The following is a 20,804-nucleotide window of genomic DNA, read 5'->3' on the forward strand; positions in this document are numbered from 1 at the left end:
GATCATTCAGAGGCTAGAACAGTCCGGATTGATGGCAAGACGATGGTGTGCGCCTGATTGACAGCATCAGAAGTTTTTGTATTTTATAAAATTCACAAATTAAACCTAGATTTACCGGGGCATTGTTATAAATTTTAGACAGCCATGATGTTTCGACGCCTAGTAACACTGATCTTTGTAACACTGATCTTTGCGGCCTGCACCGTCACTGCCGGGGCTGCCACTATCAGCGTGACCGGACTGAACAACAACGGCGACTCGATTGGCCAATATGACATCGGTGGCCAGCTCTACTGGTGGTTGTGCATTGAGCCCGGCACCCCTGCCCTGAGCAACCAGACGATCACGGCGGAGACTTACTCGCTGCATGATGGCTGGACGGTGCAAAACACCGAGCGGAACAGCATCTACCAGTCCGACCCGTTTTTCTATGCCCCCATCGTGACGAAGCAGGTCGCGGTGATGGAGTATGTGCTCGACACCTTCCTGCCGTGGAACACGCTTGCCGGTGCCTCGGGACGCTTCCTTGAGCAAAGCGGTGACTACAACAATTTCGGCAACAACGACACCTTTTACAACGCGATGTATGCCGTGCTGGATTTCCTGGGCCAGACCGAAGGCAAGCCGACAAAGTACGACTTCACGAGCATGGCAGATTACCTGGATTACTACGCCGGCCTGGGCACTCCAGTGGGGGACGCACGCTCGTCCATTTTCCAAAGCATTCTGAGTGACGTGTCCTCCAAAGATTCGCTGGGTTTCTTCGACACCTATACCGCACAGCACTACTATTTTACGGTCAACACCCTCTATCCTGAAGCCGATGTGAACAACTGGCAGGACGGACTTGTGATCGGTGGTTTCACACCTGTTCCCGAACCTGGCGGAGCCTTGCTGATCGCGAGCTGCGGCATCGCGTGGACGCTGCGCAGGCGCCGGATCGGCTAAGGGTGGTGTATTGAGGTCCTGCTCCATGCCTGCCTGAGGCCTGGGAGAACTGGTGGCGCCTCTGGGCTGAAGGAGACGGAATGTCGCCGGCCTCAAGACACACACAGGCCGGCTTGTCGTGCGAGGCTCAGCCATGCCTCCATGGTGCGCGCCCATTTACAAACACCTGACTTGTGAATCCAGTGCCAGCGCGGGATCTGTACCCAGAGGGACCCAAGGTTTGTCATTTATGTGCCGCATTTCATCAAGCGTCCAGGCTATGGAAAAGCCGCGAGGGTCTTGGGCATGGCTGGCGGTGTGTTTGCTTGCCTGGACGGGCCTGCCACCGGCCTCAGGGCAGGACCTGCAGCTAGAGATTGAGCCTGTGGCCCAAAGTCGGGCGCTGCGGCTGGATGAACCCCTGAGAGAGATGGATGCGGCCCGGATCACGAGACTGGACTGCCTGCTCTCAGGGGTGGCTCTGCAAAAAAAGGACGGCACCTGGCTGGAGTCCAAGGACTGGTTTTCCTACCTCAGTGTGGCCGGTGGGCGACTCAAGGCGAAGATCAAGGGTCTGCCGGCGGGGGAGTACAAGGCGATAAGCTTCCGCATCGGGCTGGATGAGGCGACCAACCAGTCTGATCCGAATCGATATGCGGCGGATCATGCGCTGAATCCCCAGGTCAACGGGCTGCACTGGGGCTGGCAAGGAGGCTACATTTTCATGGCTCTCGAAGGGCGTTTTTTGAAGGAGGGCAAGGAGAGCGGTTTTTCATATCACCTCGCCAATGCCCCGCAGCTGATGAAGGTGGAACTGCCGGTGGTGTTTCACGGCGGGCGTCCGCTGACCCTGAAGCTGGAGCTCGATGCGGCAAAGATGCTGGCGGGCGTCGATTTTGCCAAAGACGGCTCGTCGACCCACTCACGCCCGGGCGATGCGCTGGCGATGAAGCTGAAAGCCAACGTCGAGCAGGCATTCCGAGTGCGGAGCCTGGACTATGACGTTTACCAGACCCCGGCATTTGCGACGCAGCCCGCCCCCCTGCCCTCTGGCACGCACGCCCTGACACCGGCGATGACGCAGCGCTTTCCCCAGGTACAGCTGCCTGCAGACAACCCGCTGACGGAGGAAGGCGTGGCACTGGGCCGGCGGCTGTTTCATGAAACGAGGCTGTCGGTCAACGGCACCCAATCGTGCGCGTCATGCCATGAGCAGGGGCATGCGTTTGCGGATGCACGACGCTTCAGCCCCGGGGCGCAGCAGCAGCAAGGCACGCGCAATGCGATGCCGCTGTTTAACCTGGCCTGGCAGCCGGCTTTTTTCTGGGACGGCCGCGCCGCCACCCTGCGAGAACAGGTGCTGATGCCGATCCAGGATGCGCATGAAATGAACGAGACGCTGCCAAGCGTGATCGGCAAGCTGCAGGCGGACGCCGGGTACAGGCAGGCCTTTGCCGGAGCGTTTGGCAGCGCGGACATCACGAGCGAGCGCCTGGCGAAAGCGCTGGAGCAGTTTCTACTGACGCTGGTCTCGCAGGAGTCGCGCTTTGACCGTGCGGTGCGCAAGGTGGCGGAACTGACGGAGAGCGAGAAGCGGGGGCTGAGGCTCTTTGTGACGGAGTTTGATCCTAGCCGCGGGCTACGCGGGGCCGACTGTTTTCACTGTCATGGGGGGACGCTGTTTGCCAGCCAGCCGTTTGCCAACAACGGCCTGGAACTGGCGGAGGATGACCACGGCCGGATGGGTGTGACGAAGCAGGCCGCCGACCGGGGCAAATTCAAAACACCCAGCCTGCGCAATGTGGCCCGCACAGCGCCGTACATGCATGACGGCCGGTTTGCCACGCTGGAGGAGGTGGTGGAACACTACAGCAGCGGTGTGAAGCTCACCGCAACGCTGGACCCGAACCTCGCGAAACACCCGGAGAACGGCCTCCAGCTGACGACGCAGGAGAAGGCCGACCTGGTGGCATTTCTCAAAACGCTGACGGATGAGACCTTTGCCAACGGCGCAGCCAAGACCGCTGCCAGGTGAAATGCCATACAGCGCGCGGGGACGCCGGTGAACCGTGTGGATGACGCCGAAGGCGTAGAGCACTGATGCGGTTTGGGGCTGTGCCGCCCAAAGTGGTTACCCCGCAAGGACTCGAACCTTGAACGAGAGAATCAAAATCTCCTGTGTTACCATTACACCACGGGGTAGGAGGTGTTGCGGCGATGATATTAGAGCCTCCTTTCCGCTACGCAAGGGCGGCTTGGAGCTGAATTGGACCGGTTTTCATCCCTTTTGCCCAATCGCACCGAGGCGAAGCGGTGACCGCGCCTGCAAAAACCGGCCTGATGGGGCATGCCGCAGGAAAAAGGCTGGGTCAGAGAGGCGGGTTTCAAACGTGCGGCAAAGCCTTTCCGCCTCCTTGTGGGGCTCAATTCCAAGATCTAATGATAGCCCTATTTTATTAAAATTATGGCCATATGAAATATTTATCCTTGCAATATATTTTATAAATTGCATAATTATCATGTAATTTAACAAACCATTATGAAGAAGCTCATCCTCATCCAAAACGACTATCCTGGCACTGGTAAGAGCACTTTGGCGCTCTGCTTTCACCGCTACCTTCAGCAGTATGGAGTGTCTCATCAGCTGCTCACTCTGACCGAAGATGAAGCGGTGTGTGCGGCAGATGTGACGGCACTCGATGCCAGCTCACTGACGCCACGGTCGTTCCTGGCGCATGTGGATGCCTCGCCGCTGACGATTCTGGATGTGAGTACCGGCCTGGGTGAGTTCTTCAACAAATTTTATCAAGGCTGCGAAATGGATCAGATCCTCCAGGCCGCGGGTGTGGCCCTGTCTGTGGTGCTGCCAGTGACGGTGGACCGCGAGAGCTTTGACTCGGTCATTGATGCGGCCGAGGTCTTCTCTGACAATGCGGAATACCTGATAGCCCACCTGGTGACGAGCTGCTATGACGAGGACGACAAGGTCTGGGACACGAGCTATGCAGCGCGGGTGATGGACATGTTTGAAGCCGTGGAACTGCACATTCCGGAAATCACCTTCCAGGCAGAACTGAGCAACGAGCACCTGAGCCTGGACAGCGCGCTTCAGCTGGAAGATGCCGAGGAACGCCTGGGCAAGGAATACACCAAATGGCACCGCCGGGTCGTGGGCCAGGTGGACAGTGCGCGCCAGTACCTCTTTGGAGACGCTTTCCGCCCGACGATGGCCCCGAAAACGGCCAAGCCGGTGCGCAAGGGCAAGGCCAAGATGGCAGCCTGAACCTCCCTTACCGAACCAAGGGCTACTCGAACAACTCGGGGTAGTTCCGATCCGCGACAGCCCGGCTGAGAGATCGTATCTCGGCCGGGCTGGTGCATGTGAGGACAGCGTTAGCCAGGGCTTCGCATTCCTGCACGTTGAGACGACGGACGGCGTGTTTCAGGCGCGCGATCTGAGTGGTGGCCACGCTGAGCTCATTGAGCCCGAGACCGATCATCAAGGGAGTGAGGGTCAAATCGGACGCCATTTCACCGCACATGCCAACACGGATCCCCGCGGTGCGGGCCGCCTTGACCGACATGGCAATGAGCCGCAGCACAGCCGGATGGGTGGGCTGGTAGAGCTTGGCGACACGGTCATTGAGCCGGTCCACGGCAATGGTGTACTGAATGAGGTCATTGGTGCCCAGGCTGAGGAAGTCCACTTCTGCGGCGATCAAGTCGGCGGAGAGGGCGGCGCTGGGAATCTCGATCATGGCGCCGATCTCGATCTCATCCGGCACGTCCACGCCTTCAGCGGTGAGTTCATCGGCGCAGTCGTTGAGCACGGCCTTGGCCTCCAGGACTTCCTGAACTCCGGAGACCATGGGGAACATGATGCCGACGCGGCCATGCACGGCCGCACGCAGGAGGGCGCGCAACTGACGTTTGAAGAGATCCTGCCTGCCGAGTGAAAGGCGGATGCCGCGCCAGCCCAGAAAGGGGTTGGGCTCGGGCTCGACCGCAAGACGCTCATCGACCTTGTCCCCGCCGAGATCCAAGGTGCGGAAGACCACACGCTTGGGAGCCTGGGACTTCACCACCTTGCTGTAAGCGGCGGCGAGCTGGTCTTCAGTGGCGTCTGGATTTTCCAGGTGGAGGAATTCCGTGCGGAAAAGCCCGACCTCCTCGGCCCCGCTGTCCTCCACGATCTTCATTTCCTCAATGAACTCGGCATTGGCGCCGACGCAGATGGCGGTGCCGCAGCGTGTGAGGGACGGCTTGTGGCGCTCGACTTGGAAGACATCCTCCCGCCGTTCAGCCTGCTCCTCCCGCAGGCGATAGCGGGCGAGGGTTTCAGCGTTCGGGTTTTGAATGAGCAAGCCGCCTTCACCATCGAGCAGGACGGTGTCGCCGCTGTGAAGATCGTCGCAGATGCCATGGAGCCGCACCACCGCCGGCAGCGCCAGCGAGCGGGCGATGATGGCGGCGTGGGAGACGGCGCTGCCGGTCTCCAAGGCGAAGCCGAGCACTTTGCTGCGGTCCAGCTGGACGGTGTCCGAGGGGGTGAGGTCATGCGCGACGACGATCACGGGCTCGTCAAACATGGGGTGGTCAAGCAGCTCTCCGCGGAGGTGGCGCATGACACGCTGAGTGACGTCTTTCACGTCGAGAAAGCGCTCCCGGAGGTAGGTGTCTGAAAGCCCGCGGAGGGCGTCCATGTGCTTGCACATGAGCTTGTAGTAGGCCCAGTCCACGCAGACCTGCTGCTCGCGCACGATTTTTTCGGTCTGCTTTAGAATCGTGGAATCCTGGAGGATGAGCAGATGGGTCTCGAAGATTTCGCTCTCGGCGCTGCCGTGCTCTCCGGCCATGACGCGCTGGAGTTCCTCGATCTCCTTGGAAGTGACGGCGAGGGCGGCGTGGAGGCGCTCCATTTGCTGGGCCTCGGTGCCGGGCTCGATGCTGTCTTCGTCCGGCTCATCGAAGTGATCCTTAAGCACATGGACCACTGCATGAGCCACCCCATCGGACACAGCGGTGCCGGTCCAGGTCTTTTCTTGCAGAGGTGCGGGCGAAATCATTTCTAGCCCCATCTTTCATGCGGACTATGCGTTTGGCAAACGCCACGGTGCATCAAACTGCGGACAGGAGCTTTTCCATGCGCCGCTTCAAGGCATCTGCCTTGGCATCTTCGCCTATGATCTCTAGCATGGCGATGTAGTCAGTGCCGATCGTCTCGTAGCTGCGTGCCTCGTAAGGCAGCTGCTGCTCCAAAATGCCCAGGCTTTTTTCAAAATGCTGCTGAGCGGCTGAATTGTCCCTCAGTTCATGGCAGGCGGTGGCGAGATTGCAGAGAGACTGGGCCACGTCCCGGTGGTTTTCCCCGAGGACCTCGATGCGGATCTGAAGCCCGTCCTCGAACATTTCCTTTGCCTGGTCTGGAAAGCCGGCGGCATAGTAGAGGCTGCCCAGGTTGTTGAACACACAGGCCACGGACTCCGAGGAGCGGCCGCGCTTGTTTTCCAAAGTCTCCAGCGCCCGGAGGTAGTGCTGCTCTGCGAGGGCAAATTTGTCCATGCACTTGTAGGTCATGGCCAGATTGTTGCGAAGCTGGGCCGCGACTTCGAGGTTGTCCCCGCCGAGGGCTTCGTGATTGCTGATGGCCTCTTCATAGTAGGAGAGGGATTCGGCCTCGCGGCCGGTGAAATCGAGGAGTGTGGCGAGGCTGGTGCGCACATTGGCCATCACATCTGCGGGCAGTTCCAGATCTTTCCCGGCCTCCAGGGCCTCACGGTAGGAGGACTCTGCGGCGGCGTTGTCCCCGGCGTCGCGCTGGGCATCTCCCAAGGCCTGGAGTGCACGGACCAGGCCGGGGGCCTTGCCGGGGAATTCTTTCACTGCTTCACGCTGAACCTCCACCGCCTCGTAAGCGGCTTGGATGACAGAATCGGCAGTGGCAGCTGAAAAAGAGTTTTCGGGCATGATCGCGACAAAAATGGTCCAGGTGGAGAGTGTGTACCTTCGTGGACACAGCGCCCCCCCGTCAAGTGCCGCGTTTGCCCCAAATCACAAAACTCTGGGGATCAGCCTGGGACATGATGGCTCAGGGTTTGAGCCAGTATTCGAAAAAGCGGTAGATTTGCTCGTTGGACTCCTCATTGGGGTCGTGCTTTTCACGGTTGGTCATGGCCACACGGCTGGTGGCGCCGAGGAGCTGATTGACCGCAATGGCGTGATTGAGCGCGAGCCAGCGCTTGGGCGGGTCTTCAGCCCCCCCGGAGACAAGGAAGGGACGCGGAGCCATCAAGGCATGCAGCTCCTGGAGGTCGTGCCCTTTCTCGATGAGGGTTTTGTAGGCGCCGGTGCGGGGGCTTTCGGCGCTGACCAGACCGGGCTTGCGGGTGACGGCGGGGTCCAGGCCGAGGTACCAGGGCTCCTGATAATTGATGCTCTGGCGTGTTTCATCGAAGACGATGCCGGGGTCGCTCCAGACGGCGCAGGCATATTTTTCCCAGAGGCAGGAGCCGAAAAGGGACCACTTGCCGCCGTAGGAGTGGCCGACGATGCCGATGCGGGCGGCATCGACCTCCGGCAGTGAGGCGAGTGCCTGATACATGTTGGCGCTGATGTAACCGAGGTAGGAAAGCGGCTGGCACTTGGCAGCCTCACTGAGCACGGGCTTGCGTGCGTCGCCGCCGGGGGAGCCGATCGAGAGGGTGACGAAGCCACGGCGTGCCAGCTGCCAGGCGAAGTCGCGGAGCGGCTTGGTGCTGAGGCCGGCGCTGGTTTCGGGATCGTAGTAGGGCACGAAGACGGCCGGCTGCTTTCCTGCCCTGGCGGGGAGCAGCAGGTAGCCATCGCCGGTCTGGCCGGGCGCGATTTCGACGCGCACTTTTCTCTGGGTGACGCCCCCTTCCCTCTGGGCGGTCTCGAGGACTTCGATCTTTGGATGCTCGATGACTGCAGGCCATGCGCCCATGATGGCATGCCAGTCTGCGAGGATCTCGGCACGCCGCCGGGGCCAGTCTGCCGCCTGTTTTACCTGGCTGCCATCTTTGAAAACGAGGGGGGATTTTCCCGGATGGAGGCGGCCTGAGAACTCAGAGGGAACCTGGGTGAACGGCAGCTCATTGGCATGGGCCAGAGTGGCAGCGGCCAGAAGGCCGGAAAGGAGCAAAAATTTCATGGGTTGGAATGACATGAACGTGATTCGGAGGTGGTTCCATGCGGGCATGCCGACTGGAATGTGATGACCGGCCCAAAAAATGTGCGAGGCCCATCCCGCTGGCGGCCGGGGCCTCAGGGCCTGCTGAGCCCGCTTTCTTGCAGATGCTCGTGCAAAATTCGGGTGACTTCCTTCACGACCTCAGGGCGCTCCACGCAGCCATGCCAGCAGGGGACGATTTTTTCCGACTTTGCGCCTTCGAGGTGAGAACTCCAGTAAGGGACCGCGCCATCGGTGCTTTCGGCCAGAGGTTTGTGCCCGATGCGTCCTATGATGGAATGATAAGGCACCGGAATGGGCACGGAATTGAGCCCGTCATAGAAAGGGTGCTCATTGTAGAGCGTGCCGATGCTGAGAAAGGCAAAGAAGCCCCAGTCACGAATCTGAGGCGAGAGAGCGTCCGTGTTGCCGTTCATCAATTGCTGGGACAAAAGCAGGGTGTCCACGGGGAGGCGGATGAACGAGGCGAGGCGGCGCACGATGCCCATGCCAGCGATGTTGCTGCCGCGCTGCGGCGTGGTGATAAACACCAGGCGCTTCACCTCCGGCTGAGGCTTGAACTTGAGATTGCTGACGAGGCGCTCGCGGTCCGAGGCGGAGACATTGAGCTTTTCCGGGGGCTTGGTGAAGATGGAGTTCCAGAGCCTGTCCTTGGGATCGATGGCCTGCATGCGGCTGAGGAGCCCGCCCATGCTGTGGCCGACGAGGATCATGCGGTTCATGCCCGGATCATTGTGATCTGGGTCGTAGTATTCGCAGGCCTGCCGCAGTGAGGCGCGGAGGCGCTCGGAGGTCTGCGGCACGCTCATGCCGGTGGGGTAGAGGAAGTACCAGGGCTGATATTTCTTCCGCAGCTCGGGATCTGAACTGATGGCGTTGACGGTGTTCAGCCAGATGTGGGGGTCTGACATGAGGCCATGCACGAAGACCACAGGGATGCGCTGCGGATCATACGAGTCCATGCGGTAAAGCTGGCAGTCCCCGAGGGTGCGCTCGGGATAGAGCAGGCCGAGCCATGAAAACAGGCGCATGGTTTTCTTGGAGAGCGCACGGTCTTTGGCGGCGGTGAAGTTTGCAGCCAGCAGGCGCTCATCCTGGCGGATTTTCACGGTCTCGACATTGAGGGCATTGTGCAAATGCAGCCGGCAGCGGCGAGGAGTGACGGGGTCGGCATCGTCATCCTCCACCTCCATGACGGCGGTGAGGGTGAGGTTCCCGCCGTTTGGCGGCATGAAGGGATGCTCCTTGCGGGCATCGAGGGTGCGGAGCACGTGGCCGACAACCGGCACCCCTACGCCAGCGCGCTCGGCGAGGGTGTCGTCAGCATGGGTTTTCTTCCGTGAAGCAAGGATGATCTGATCCATGTGCGCGGGCGGGACTTCGCGGCGAGCATTGGCCCTGGGGTCAAAGTCGACCTGGAAGGACTGGGCTGCGGAGGTGAAAACGGTGCCGCTCTGCCAGTAGCGCGGGCTCTGATGACCGTCCCACTCACGCAAAAAACTGGCGAGGGCCTGATCATACTGGTCCTGTGCCTGGCGGCGCTTGGAGGAAGACCCGTGATGCATGCCATCCCAGCCGGCGACCAAACGATCCAGCGATGAGGCCAGGCGGCGTTTTTCACGCGCGGACAGGGCGGTTTCCGTGCGCGGCGTTTCCACACGGAGCTGCGAGTGGCAGGAAGCCAGCAAGCCGCAGGTGGCGAGCGCGAGAGAGCGGAGAACACTGCCGGACGCCATCACTTTTTCTCAGCGATGGGTGTGAGCCTGACGTTGCGGATTGCGGCCATGGTGTTGAAGGTCGTCAGCGAGAGCGGGAGGTAGCTTTCGATGGGGCCGGGACGAATGCTGATTTTTTTGCCTTCGATGTCTTCGTCGATGATCTGCTTGTCGCCGAGCCAGACGCTGAGGTTTTTCGGGGTGACGCGCAGCTTGATGGCATACCACTCGTCATCCTTGTAGCGCTGGTAGGTGGAGGTGTTGTTGTCGGAGGCGTCCATGCCGTCGATACAGGAGATGCCGGTGACACTGCCGCCCCAGCCGCCGCAGATGAGGGTGGCGCAGTGCTTGAGATCCCCGACGGGGAAAGTGAGACCGACGAAAAAATCGACGCCCTGCATGCGCTTGGCCTCGAGTGTGATCTCGTAGTTGGTCGTTGGCAGAGCCGCGGCTTTCTTGTAAATGGCACCGCTCACGTTTTCCCCCTGATTGATAATCATGAGGCCGCCCTCCAGTTCCACCTCACCGCTGCCACCGACGTCGACTGCTTCCCAGTCGTCGAGGGATTTGCCGTTGAAGAGAACGAACTCTTTGGCAGCCTGCGGCTTCGGTGCGGCAGGCTTGTCCTCAGCGGAGGCAAATGCGGTGCCGAGCACCAGAAGAGCAGTCAGGGTCAGATATTTCATGGGTTCGGCCCGCACCCTCAGCGTGGCATGCGCCACGGTCAAGCGTCACAAAAAACACCTTCCATCATGCTTCCCCCCGATCTAAAAACCATCATCATCATGGGCGTCTCCGGCAGCGGCAAGTCCGTCGTCGGCAGCCTGCTGGCAGCCAGGCTCGAAGGCGTCTTTGAGGATGGCGACGACTTTCACCCGGCCGCCAACAAGGCGAAGATGTCTGCGGGCACGCCGCTCAATGACGAGGACCGCTGGCCCTGGTATGCGACGCTGAGGCAACGCATCGAGGACATGCGCCACCTGACGCCGGTTTACGTGCAGGCCTGCTCGGCGCTGAAGCCTGTGTATCGAGACAAGCTGCGCGCGCATGACCACCCGGAGACGCTGCGCTTTGTGCTGCTGGACGGCACGAAGGAACTGATCGCCACCCGGCTGGCGGGTCGCAAAGGGCATTTCATGCCGCCCACGCTGCTGGACAGCCAGCTGGCCACGCTGGACCCGACGCCTGACATCATCCGTGTTTCGATCGATCAGACGCCCGAGGAGATTGTGAACGAAATCCTCAAGAAGCTGGAACACTCATGAGTGCGGAGGTCCGGCGGCTGTTCTGGGGCTGGGAGGCCCCGGTGCTGGATCAGGCCGTGGCACTGCTGTGCCGCGACTGGGACAAGGCGCGTGCGCTGGATCTCAGCAGCACGCTGCTGCTGGTGCCGAACGGTGAAGCCGGACGCCGGCTGCGGGAGGCGCTGGCACAAGCAGCGAACCAGGCAGGGACAGCGGCCGTGGTGCCGCATCTGTGGCTGCCGGAGCAGGCGCTGCTGCCACAAACGCGCCGATTTGAAGCAGCGACAGCGGTGCAGTCGCAGATGGCGTGGCAGCGCGCGCTTGAGCGAGTCCCGGCTGATTCACTCACGGCACTTTTTCCCAAGGCACCGACGTCTTCAGGATGGGGCTGGCAGGCGGAGACTGCACGCATGATGGCAGAGCTCAAAATGCTGCTGGGCACGGGGGGCCTGACCTTTGCCGCCACGGCTGAGCATCCTGCGGCGCAGAGAGACGCCGCGCGCTGGCAGGATCTGGCAAAGATCGAGCAGGTGTACTTTGAAGAGCTGGCGCAGGCGGGGGTGGCGGATGCGCAGATGCTCAAGCGCCGCCATGCCCATGACCCCGTAGTGCCGGAGGGGGTGAGGCGTGTTGTTGTGCTGGCCTCGCCGGACCTGCCGCCATTGCTGGATGCGTGGATCGCCGGCTGCGCCAAGCGGGGCGTTCAGGCCATCATCGCCATTCAGGCGCCGGAGGCGATGGCGCACAGTTTTGATGCCTGCGGGCGGCCGCTGCCGGAGCATTGGGGTGAAGAGGCCGGCTGCATTCTGCCCGTGATTGACAACCAGATCCATGTGGCGCGAGATCCGGCCGTGCAGGCGGCGCAGACGCTGAACCTCATGCGCGAGCTGGTGCCCACGGGCCGGACCGCGCTGGGGGTCTGCGATGCGGAAGTGGGCAGCCTGCTGCTGGAAAAACTCACGCTGGAAGGTGCGCGCAGCTTTGAGCCCGGCGGCATTCCGGTGCAGCGAGAGGGCATGTGGCACGTGCTTGACTGCTTCCGCGTGCTGCTGGGCACGGGTGCGTGGCGAGCCTTTGCCTCACTGCTGCGCGTTGAAGAATTTCGCAAGGCGGTGATCCCCGACAACGCGAACACGAACCAGCTGCTGCGAGAGGCTGATGACTTTGCCAGCGAGCACCTGCCCGTGACTCTGGCGCATGCGATGGAACTGCCGCTCGAAAACCGGCCCGCCCTGAAGCCAGCCATCCAAAACACGCTGGCACTGCTTGATTCCCTGCGAGGTGTGTCCCCGGCCAAGGCGGCACGAGGCCTGATCTTAAAACTGCTGGGAGATCTCCCATTCAATCCCGAAGCGCCAGGTGACCGAGAACGGACGGAGCTGGCCACGGAGTGGCTGCGCATCACGGAAGAACTCGAACAAGAGGCGCGGCGATTTGGCCTGAAGCCGGAGGCTGAGGACATGTTTGGGCTTTCGCTGGAATGCCTGGCCCAAAGCCGCCTGTCCGAGCCCCGCGGAGACATTGACCTGGTGCTGCAGGGCTGGCTGGAGCTGCTCTGGGAGAGAGCGCCGAACCTGATCGTGACCGGTCTGAATGAAGAACATGTGCCGGGCATCTTCATCAGTCATCCGTTCCTGCCGGACAGCCTGCGCAGGATGCTTGGGCTCCCTTGTCAGGAAACCCGCTTTGCGCGTGATGCGTTCATCCTGACTGCGCTGGTGCAACAGCGCCGGGGCAACCGAGGGTGCCTGCAGCTGCTCTGCGGCCAGTGGAGCGAAAACGGCGACGCCCTGCGCCCGTCGCGGCTGCTGTTTCTGTGCGAAGACCGGGCGCTGCCGGAGCGTGTGGCCCATCTCTTCCCCAAGGATGAAGATCAGGAGGCCGCAGCCGAGCCACCACGCACGCTGGCCTGGAAGCTGCAGCCGGACTGGAGCGCGAAGCCGCTGGAGACCATCTCCCCCTCCCGCCTGCGCGAGTACCTGAGCTGTCCGTTCCGCTACTACCTGAGCTGCACGAAAGGCATGAGAGCGGTTGAGACCAACAAACGGGAGCTGGATGCCGCCGAGTTTGGCAACCTGATTCATCACGCGTTTCACCGCCTCAGCACGGAAGCAGGGATGCGTGACTGCACCCATCCCGCGCAAATAGCCGACTGCCTGGAAACAGCCGCGCGCGACGAGGTGCGGAAGATTTACGGACAAAGGCCTGCACCGCTGATCACCCTGCAGATGGAAAGCATTTTGCAACGCCTGAAGAAGGCGGCGGAGATCGAGGCCAGGAACCGGCAGGAAGGCTGGCAGTGCGTGGAGGCGGAGCTGCAGATCGGAGACGAGGCGGAGGAATCTCCCTTTGTGATTGCGGAGGCCCGCCTGAGGGGCCGGATTGACCGGATCGAGCGCCATGTGGACGGCAGGCTGCGCATTGTCGATTTCAAAAGCTCCGACAAACCGCGCACGCCGCAGGAGGCACATGTCAAGGTGATCACGGCCCGCACGAAGCTGACCGAGGCGGAGGAGTGGAAGTGCTTTGACCTGCCTGAGGGGAGACGTGGGATGTGGCTGGATCTGCAACTGCCGCTGTACGCGGCCGCGATGCAGCAGCGAGGACAGCCCATCAGCAGCGTGGCCTACTTTGCCCTGCCCAAGAGCATTCAGGACACGGCCATTCTGCCGTGGGAGGGGTTTGACGCAGAAATGATCGAGGCTGCGAATCAGTGTGCCGCCGAGGCGGTGCGGCGCATCCGCAGCGGCCAGTTCTGGCCGCCAGCAGACCGCTCTCCCAACGCCAGCTTTGACGAAATCCTGCTGAACGACCCGCTGCACAGCGTTCAGCCGCCTCTTGCAAAATGACGGTGCCCCGTTTATCAACCCGGCTCATCATGTCTGACATCAAACTCCTCATCACCGGCAGCAAAGGCCGCATGGGCCAGGCCATCATCCGTGCCGCCGAGGCTCAAAACGTCACTGTCGCATCCACCGTTGACGTGGGCGACGCCTTGTCCCCGGCGCTCGCGAAAGCGGACATCGTGATCGATTTTTCTTCCCACACTTTCTGCGATGAACTGCTGGGCGAATGCCTCAAGCAGGGGAAGAGCCTCGTGATCGGCACCACCGGACACACCAACGAGGAACTGGCCCACATTCGCGAAGCGTCCAAGGCCCTGCCGATCGTGTTCGCCTCGAATTACAGCGTCGGCGTGAACACCCTGTTCTGGCTGACGCGCAAAGCCACGGAACTGCTCGGCCCGGACTTCGATCTCGAAGTCGTGGAGATGCATCACCGCATGAAGAAGGATTCCCCGAGCGGCACGGCACGCACGCTGGTGGAGATCCTGGCGGATGTGCGTGGCCTGGAGTATGACAAGGACTGCAAGCATGGCCGCTTTGGCGATGTGGGAGCGCGCACGCCGAAGGAGATCGGTGTGCATGCGATCCGCGGCGGCGATGTCGTGGGCGATCACACGGTAATCTTTGCCAATGTGGGCGAGCGCGTGGAACTCACTCACAAAGCCAGCAGCCGTGACACCTTTGCCACGGGCTCTGTCCGTGCCGCCCAATGGCTGGCGGGGAAACCTGCGGGGCTGTATGACATGCAGGATGTGCTGGGACTGAAGTAAGAGTTTGCGGTGGTAGGCGGTCGCTGCAAACGCCCCTCAACTCTTCCCTTTCGCCCGGTGACGTCTTCGCTTACTTTCCGCATGCCTGACGATGTCCCAGATTCAAGCCAGCCAGCCGCCTGTGAAGCCGCTGCTCACTCAAGAGCAGATGGCGAGGATCTTATCGTCGCGGCGCTCACTCACCTCCGAGGAAGCCTATCGGCAGATGGAGGCTCACATGGGCCGCCCTCGCTCGCCCGGCAGAAGGAAGACCTTCGTGAATGGGCGGGAAGTCTGGGTCTGCTGCTGAGTTCCAGTGACCTGCCTGCGCAAGTCGTGCGCGGCGGCATGGAGCACGACCTTTATCACGACTTCGACACGGATCGTTATTTCAAAGTCACCCGTGACGGCATCTTCGGTTTGTCCCCGGGCATCGACCTCGCATTGGTCTCCTCCGACATGGAGGCGCGACGATTTCATCTCTGGGAAGCCTCGCCTGTCGAGTATCTGGAGCGGCTGCATTTGCAAAACGAACTCGTCGCAGGGCTCAACCGCCTGGAGGGGGTTCTCGATCAGGGGGACGACCTCGCCATCGTCACCTCCCAGCCGCGGTTCGACATCGTGCCCGTCACCCTCGCGGAGATCGATGACTGGTTCACAGCGCAGGGTTTTGAAAAAGTCACCGCCTGCGGCTATTACCGAGCAGAAGACAACCTCGGTGTCTTCGATGCGCACGCAAAGAACCTCGTCCGTTTCGAAAACAATCTCATCCCCTTCGATGTCATACCCTGTCGGCCCGCCGGCGGCTTTTTAAAGTTCATCGCCGACACCCTTGCCTCCGGTCACACTGTCATCGCCGTGCGCACCGTATCCACTTCGCCACGCTCTGTCGAATAATGCTCCTGCGACCTTTTCCCTTTTCACTATGATCAAGCGGTTCCGAACAGATCCTGTGCGGCTGACAACCACCCCAAAATACATTTTCCAATGAAATTCGGCATCGCTCTTGGCTCCAATCTGGGTGATCGCGCTGAGAACATGCAGCGTGGTGTTGAGCTGCTGATGGCACGTGTGCCGGGCATCAGACTCAATGCGAGTGCGCGGGTGTATGAAACGGAGCCGGTGGATTGTGCGCCGGGGACGCAGGCGTTTTTGAATACCGTCATTGAAGTGGCGGCGGAATGCACGCCGGAGGAACTGCATGAGCACCTCAAGGCCATCGAGCAGGCGCTGGGAAGGCCGGAGCAGCGGGAGCGGAACTCGCCGCGCACGCTGGATCTGGATCTGCTGTATGCGGATGATGTGGTGAGCGATGACCCGGTGCTGACGCTGCCGCACCCGCGCATGCACCTGCGGCGCTTTGTGCTGGAGCCGCTGGCGGACATCCGGCCTGAGCTGGTGCTGCCGGGGCAAAAGGTGACGGTGGCCGAACTGCTGGCAAATTTGGAGTGAGGCGGGGCGCCTGCCCCCATGCGGAGACGCAGGAGGCCAGAATTGCAGGCAGGAGTGCCTGCATCACTTCGCGGATTCTGCGTGGCATGAAGCGGAATCTTGCTATGGAATGACGGACCATGACTGAAGCCCAACCCACACCCGCTGATTCTGGACGCTGGATTCGTTTCGCGCTCGTGATGCTGCCCGTCGGCACGATTCTGCTGGGGATCGCCTCCTTTGGCATCTGGCAGTGGAAGAAGGACCAGGCGGCGGACCGCTCCTTCAAGTATGCGCTGGCGCTGCGGCGGCAGATCAGCCCGGAGGGGATCGAGCGGCATGCGGACATCGTGCGCACGGCTCTGGCCAAGACAGACCGTGACCTGAGCATTCCCGGGTATCTTGAATCCACCATGGGAGCTGAGAACATGGGCTACTCGGTGCGACGCAAAAGGTTTGGCAACGAGCAGTCGATCGTCGACGCGGAACTGACGGGCACCAAGCGCCCGCTGGAAGTGGTGATGGTGCTGACGCTGTACGGCGGCCAGCCGGCCCAGATGGAAAGCACCACGCAGGCCATCGCCGAGGCCTTGTCAGTGGCGCATGAAATCACCGGAGAAAAGGTGGTGCGCACCCTGCGCTTTGCCTTCATTCCAGACACTCCGGCGGCGCTGAAGGAACTGAGGGAAGTGCTGCAGAAAGACGGCGAACGCCTGATGCACCTGATGGTGCTCGGGGGGCCCGAAGTCGCGGGCATCGAGGCCGTCTCCAAAGCCCTGGACACGACGGCGAAAGGCACGCGTGTGCTGTCTCTGCCTGCGACGAAAACGCCCCAGGACACCGTGCAGTCTGCCCATCAACTCAAACTCATGCTGCTGGACGCGGCGGAAATCCCATGACCGTGACCTGCCGCCAGATGCAGCAATGCGAGGAGGCCGCGTTTGCACGCGGCGTGAGTGCGGCGGCACTGATGGAGGAGGCCGGGCGCGGCATCGCGAAGGTGGTGCGCCAGTTTGCGCCGCGTGCGGGATCGCTGGTGCTGTTTCTAGGCAAAGGCAACAATGCAGGGGATGCGCTGGTCGCTGCGCGTGAACTGGTGGCTGATGGGTGGCGGCTGTATGCAAGGCTGAGCGGTGAACCCGCCGCAATGAAGGCCCTGCCGCGCCAGCACCTGGCGACGCTGGGCAGTCTCGTACACCTTTTGAAGGATGCCTGCGCGCATGACTTCCCAGCGGGGCCCATCGTGAGCCTGGATGGGCTGCTCGGCATCGGTGCCCAGGGGCCGATGAAGCCGGAGCTGCAGGTGCTGGCACGCGAGATGAACCTGCTGCGGACGCAGCGGCATGCGGTGACGATTGCGATGGACATTCCCTCGGGGCTCGATGGCGACCATGGCGATGCCTGCGAGGATGCGGTGGAGGCGGATGTGACCGCCGTGGTGGCGCAAATGAAAGCGGGCCTGGTGGAGGATGGCGCTGATCATTACGTGGGACGCATCGCGCTGGTGCCGCTGCCTGATCTGGCACAGACGGATGGCGATGCGCAGGCCGAAGTGCTGACGCCGCAACTGCTGCGCTCCCGGCTGCCGCGACGTGCCAATGACATGCACAAGGGGGATGCGGGACGCATTGGCATCCTGGCGGGATCTCCTGGATTTTTAGGAGCGGCAGAGCTGGCGTGCCGTGGCGCCATCCGCGCAGGGGCGGGGCTGGTCACGCTGCTGGTGCCTGAGAAGGTGTATCCGCTGCTCGCGCCGCGCATGCCGGCGGAGGTGATGGTGAAAATGATCGACGACTATCGGGATGTCCTGGACATGCGCTTTGATGCGCTGGCCATTGGTCCCGGGCTGGGCTTTGAGCATGAGAAGGAAATCGTCGAGGTGCTGAAGAAAGCGAAGGCGCCCACCGTCGTGGATGCGGATGCGCTGACGATGCTGGCACAGCACCCGGAGGTGATGGATGCCACGGGCAAGCTGCCGCGGCTGATGACTCCGCACCCGGGCGAAATGGACCGGCTGCTGCGGAATTTCCCCGGTTGGCATGGCATGAGCCGGCGCAGGCTCGTGGAATCGCTCACAGAATCAGCGCCGGGGCGTACGCTGCTGCTCAAGGGGACGAGGACGGTGATCGCCACGCAGGGGCAGGCGACGATGTTTAACACCACTGGGCATCCTGGGATGGCGAGCGGTGGCATGGGGGATGTTTTGACGGGTGTGTGCGCCGCTTTTGCCGCACAGCGTTTGAGTCTGCACCTGGCGGCGGGGCTGGGAGCATGGCTGTGCGGTCGGGCTGCGGAGAGGTTTGTGAGCCAGGAGCTCGCGGCCATGGAGTCGGTGGGTGCGAGCGATGTCACGGCGCATCTGGGGGGTGCGCTGCGGGATTTGAAGGAAGGCTGTTTTTAGAGGGCTTTGTGCCCGCCATTTTATGCCAGCAGCTTGTGCAGGACTTTGCCGTGGACGTCGGTGAGGCGGAAGTCGCGGCCTTGGAATTTGAAGGTGAGCTTTTCGTGCTCGAGGCCGAGGAGATGCAGGATGGTGGCGTGCAGATCGTGCACATGGGCGGGATCTTCAGCGACGCCGAAGCCGAGCTCGTCGGTCTTGCCGAGGGTCTGGCCGGCTTTTACGCCGCCGCCGGCGAACCACATGGTGAAGGCGTCGATGTGGTGGTTGCGGCCGGTCTTGTCGCGGTTTTCGCCCATGGGGGTGCGGCCAAATTCGCCGCCCCAGATGACGAGGGTCTCTTCGAGCAGGCCGCGTGATTTGAGATCGCGGATGAGGGCTGCGCAGGCCTGATCGACGTCTTTGACGACCTTGGGGAAATCGTCTTCCAGCGTCTCGCCTTTGCCGCCGTGGTTGTCCCAGCTGGTGTGGTAGAGCTGCACGAAGCGGGTGCCGCGCTCGACGAGGCGGCGGGCGAGGAGGCAGTTGCGCGCGAAGGAGGGCTGGGTGGGATCGACGCCGTAGAGATCGAGGGTGGCCTTGGATTCGCCCTTGAGGTCGATCAGCTCCGGGGCGCTGCTCTGCATGCGCCAGGCCATCTCGTAGGCGTTGATGCGGGTCTGGATTTCGTCGTCGCCGGTTTCGACGAGGCGGGAGAGGTTCAGCTCGCGTGCGGTGTCGATGACACGGCGCTGGCTGGCGGGGCTGTAGGCGGCGGGCGTGGAGAGGTTCAGGATGGGCTCGCCGGTACCACGAAGTGGCACACCCTGGTAGGTGGTGGGGAGGAAACCGCTGCCCCAGAGCACGGAGCCGCCACGGGGACCGCGGGGGCCGCTTTGGAGAACGACAAAGCCGGGGAGATCGCTGGATTCGCTGCCGATGCCGTAGGTGACCCAGGAGCCCATGGAGGGGCGCCCGAACTGGCCGCTGCCGGTGTTCATGAAAAGCTTGGCCGGGGCGTGATTGAAGAGCTCGGTTTTGCAGGTGGTGACGATGCTGATGTCATCCACAACGCCCTGCATGTAGGGCAGCATGTCGCTGACCCAGGCGCCGCTCTGGCCATGCTGCTGAAAGCTGCGGCGGGTGCCGAGGAGCTTGAAGCCGTTGCTGGTGCCCATGAAGGCAAAGCGCTTGCCCTCGATGTAGCTCTGCGGGATGGGCTGGCCGTTGAGTTCGACGAGCCTGGGCTTGTAGTCGAAGAGCTCCAGCTGCGAAGGACCGCCGGCCATGAAGAGATAGATGACGTTCTTGGCGCGGGGGATGACGTCTCCTTTTTTCATGACGCCCGGGCCGGGGGCCGCGGCGGCGCTGGCGGCATGCAGGCCGCGCTCCGCCATCAGGGAGGCCAAGGCCACGGAGCCGATGCCCATGCCGCACTGGCTGAAGAAGTGGCGGCGGGTCTGGTCGCGGAGCTGGCTGTCGTGAGGGGAAATCATCAGGCGAGCTTACGAAGGCGGCAGCACTGATGTTTCAACAAGCGGCCCGGGAAGCCGTCAGCCGGCAACCCCAATCGGATTTCTCCACGAATCGCTTGTCGCCCCCCTTTTTCCATCCACAATATTTCCATGCATGAGTCGGCTGCTTCTTCTGAAGCGTTTAAATCGTCGGGCCCTCAAACCCGAGACGAGCCGACAAGCCTGACAAATGGCGCACCCATGACCGGCCTGGAAAAAGCACGTTCCACTCTCCTGAATGCAGATCTGGCGTTTCCGCAGATTCCCGAAGAGCTTGCCTGCAAACTGGAGGAACAGGGCCGATGGCTCTTTTCCACGCGTGAGGTAAAGATGTCGCCATACAACATCGAAAAGTATGTGGATGAGAGTTATCATTCACCACCACCCTACGCCGTGCTGGCCCATGTCGGATATGGATTCAACTCCTACTTCCTAGCGTACTATCTGGTCTTCGGCCCGTTACGTTTGTTTTTGGGCCTTTCGTTGGGTGGCGCATACATGAACCACGAGGAAAACGTGGTAGAAATAAAGAAATGCTTTTCCTTGGCTGACGAAATCCTGACGGCTGCCATGAATTCGGGAAAGCTCTTTCCTGACGAGTATCTGACCATCGTATGCTCTGACTTCTACGGCAGCCATTGGGGCTTGTCCTTGCCGGAATATGTCCGGCGTTCAGACTTAACCAATGATTGTGCGTCAGAGTTGCTCGCCAAAATCCTGAACTGGCTGAATGATCCCAAACCCAGACGGAGCAGACTACCGATCAAGCCTCGCAAAAACGGGTGAAAAGG

Annotated in this window: 17 protein-coding genes and 1 tRNA gene; 11 read left to right on the forward strand and 7 right to left on the reverse strand. The window is 61.6% G+C overall.

The genetic code is table 11. The features are described 5' to 3' along the window. Positions 1–144 precede the first annotated feature (144 nt). A complete protein-coding gene (locus ACZ5WW_RS07020) occupies positions 145–948 on the forward strand; it encodes a hypothetical protein (protein ID WP_377170648.1) in 804 nt (267 codons plus the stop codon). A gap of 259 nt (positions 949–1,207) precedes the next feature. After that, on the forward strand, positions 1,208–2,962 hold the full coding sequence (locus ACZ5WW_RS07025; protein WP_377170646.1) for an MbnP family protein: 1,755 nt from the start codon (positions 1,208–1,210) through the stop codon (positions 2,960–2,962). A gap of 93 nt (positions 2,963–3,055) precedes the next feature. Here ACZ5WW_RS07025 and ACZ5WW_RS07030 read toward each other — a convergent pair. Beyond that, positions 3,056–3,129: transfer RNA gene (locus ACZ5WW_RS07030), tRNA-Gln, on the reverse strand. A gap of 337 nt (positions 3,130–3,466) precedes the next feature. On the opposite strand from ACZ5WW_RS07030, the gene ACZ5WW_RS07035 reads away from it, so the two are divergent. Next, complete coding sequence (locus ACZ5WW_RS07035) at positions 3,467–4,210, forward strand: hypothetical protein (RefSeq protein WP_377170644.1); 744 nt, start codon at positions 3,467–3,469, stop codon at positions 4,208–4,210. Between the two features lie 22 nt (positions 4,211–4,232). Here the strand turns inward: ACZ5WW_RS07035 and ptsP are convergent, their stop codons facing one another. The 5 genes from ptsP to ACZ5WW_RS07060 all read right to left on the reverse strand — a co-directional run bounded on the left by ptsP (position 4,233) and on the right by ACZ5WW_RS07060 (position 10,538). Next, positions 4,233–5,993: a phosphoenolpyruvate--protein phosphotransferase gene (gene ptsP, locus ACZ5WW_RS07040; protein WP_377170642.1), complete on the reverse strand. Its 1,761-nt coding sequence runs from the start codon at positions 5,991–5,993 to the stop codon at positions 4,233–4,235. A 52-nt stretch (positions 5,994–6,045) separates the two neighbouring features. Then, entirely contained in the window at positions 6,046–6,894 is an 849-nt protein-coding gene (locus ACZ5WW_RS07045) for a tetratricopeptide repeat protein (protein WP_377170640.1), read from the reverse strand. A gap of 121 nt (positions 6,895–7,015) precedes the next feature. Further along, on the reverse strand, positions 7,016–8,098 hold the full coding sequence (locus ACZ5WW_RS07050; RefSeq protein WP_377170638.1) for a sialidase: 1,083 nt from the start codon (positions 8,096–8,098) through the stop codon (positions 7,016–7,018). Positions 8,099–8,211: 113 nt separating this feature from the next. Continuing rightward, on the reverse strand, positions 8,212–9,873 hold the full coding sequence (locus ACZ5WW_RS07055; RefSeq protein WP_377170636.1) for an esterase/lipase family protein: 1,662 nt from the start codon (positions 9,871–9,873) through the stop codon (positions 8,212–8,214). Next, entirely contained in the window at positions 9,873–10,538 is a 666-nt protein-coding gene (locus ACZ5WW_RS07060; protein WP_377170634.1) for a 3-keto-disaccharide hydrolase, read from the reverse strand. The genes ACZ5WW_RS07055 and ACZ5WW_RS07060 overlap by 1 nt, the downstream gene beginning before the upstream one ends. Positions 10,539–10,604: 66 nt before the next feature. Between ACZ5WW_RS07060 and ACZ5WW_RS07065 the strand changes: the two genes are divergently transcribed. The 7 genes from ACZ5WW_RS07065 (at position 10,605) to ACZ5WW_RS07095 (ending at position 18,523) form a co-directional block, all read left to right on the forward strand. Beyond that, entirely contained in the window at positions 10,605–11,117 is a 513-nt protein-coding gene (locus ACZ5WW_RS07065; RefSeq protein WP_377170632.1) for a gluconokinase, read from the forward strand. Further along, positions 11,114–13,945, forward strand: a complete 2,832-nt coding sequence (locus ACZ5WW_RS07070; RefSeq protein WP_377170630.1) for a PD-(D/E)XK nuclease family protein — start codon at positions 11,114–11,116, stop codon at positions 13,943–13,945. Before ACZ5WW_RS07065 ends, ACZ5WW_RS07070 begins: the two co-directional genes overlap by 4 nt. 29 nt (positions 13,946–13,974) lie before the next feature. Further along, positions 13,975–14,712 carry a 4-hydroxy-tetrahydrodipicolinate reductase gene (gene dapB / locus ACZ5WW_RS07075; protein ID WP_377170628.1) on the forward strand — a complete coding sequence of 246 codons (738 nt, stop codon included), beginning with the start codon at positions 13,975–13,977 and terminating at the stop codon, positions 14,710–14,712. 81 nt (positions 14,713–14,793) lie between these two features. Continuing rightward, complete coding sequence (locus ACZ5WW_RS07080) at positions 14,794–15,588, forward strand: putative polyvalent protein kinase domain-containing protein (protein WP_377170626.1); 795 nt, start codon at positions 14,794–14,796, stop codon at positions 15,586–15,588. A 90-nt stretch (positions 15,589–15,678) separates the two neighbouring features. Continuing rightward, a complete protein-coding gene (gene folK, locus ACZ5WW_RS07085; RefSeq protein ID WP_377170624.1) occupies positions 15,679–16,143 on the forward strand; it encodes a 2-amino-4-hydroxy-6-hydroxymethyldihydropteridine diphosphokinase in 465 nt (154 codons plus the stop codon). A 119-nt stretch (positions 16,144–16,262) separates the two neighbouring features. After that, a complete protein-coding gene (locus tag ACZ5WW_RS07090; RefSeq protein WP_377170622.1) occupies positions 16,263–17,021 on the forward strand; it encodes a hypothetical protein in 759 nt (252 codons plus the stop codon). Continuing rightward, complete coding sequence (locus ACZ5WW_RS07095; RefSeq protein ID WP_377170620.1) at positions 17,018–18,523, forward strand: NAD(P)H-hydrate dehydratase; 1,506 nt, start codon at positions 17,018–17,020, stop codon at positions 18,521–18,523. Before ACZ5WW_RS07090 ends, ACZ5WW_RS07095 begins: the two co-directional genes overlap by 4 nt. A gap of 20 nt (positions 18,524–18,543) precedes the next feature. Here the strand turns inward: ACZ5WW_RS07095 and ACZ5WW_RS07100 are convergent, their stop codons facing one another. Beyond that, the gene (locus tag ACZ5WW_RS07100; protein WP_377170618.1) at positions 18,544–19,995 is read right to left on the reverse strand and encodes a DUF1501 domain-containing protein; all 1,452 of its coding nucleotides are present in this window, start codon (positions 19,993–19,995) and stop codon (positions 18,544–18,546) included. A gap of 219 nt (positions 19,996–20,214) precedes the next feature. Here ACZ5WW_RS07100 and ACZ5WW_RS07105 point away from each other — a divergent pair, with 219 nt between their 5' ends. After that, on the forward strand, positions 20,215–20,799 hold the full coding sequence (locus ACZ5WW_RS07105) for a hypothetical protein (protein ID WP_377170616.1): 585 nt from the start codon (positions 20,215–20,217) through the stop codon (positions 20,797–20,799). The last annotated feature ends 5 nt before the right edge of the window (positions 20,800–20,804 follow it).

The organism is Prosthecobacter fluviatilis (assembly GCF_055388355.1).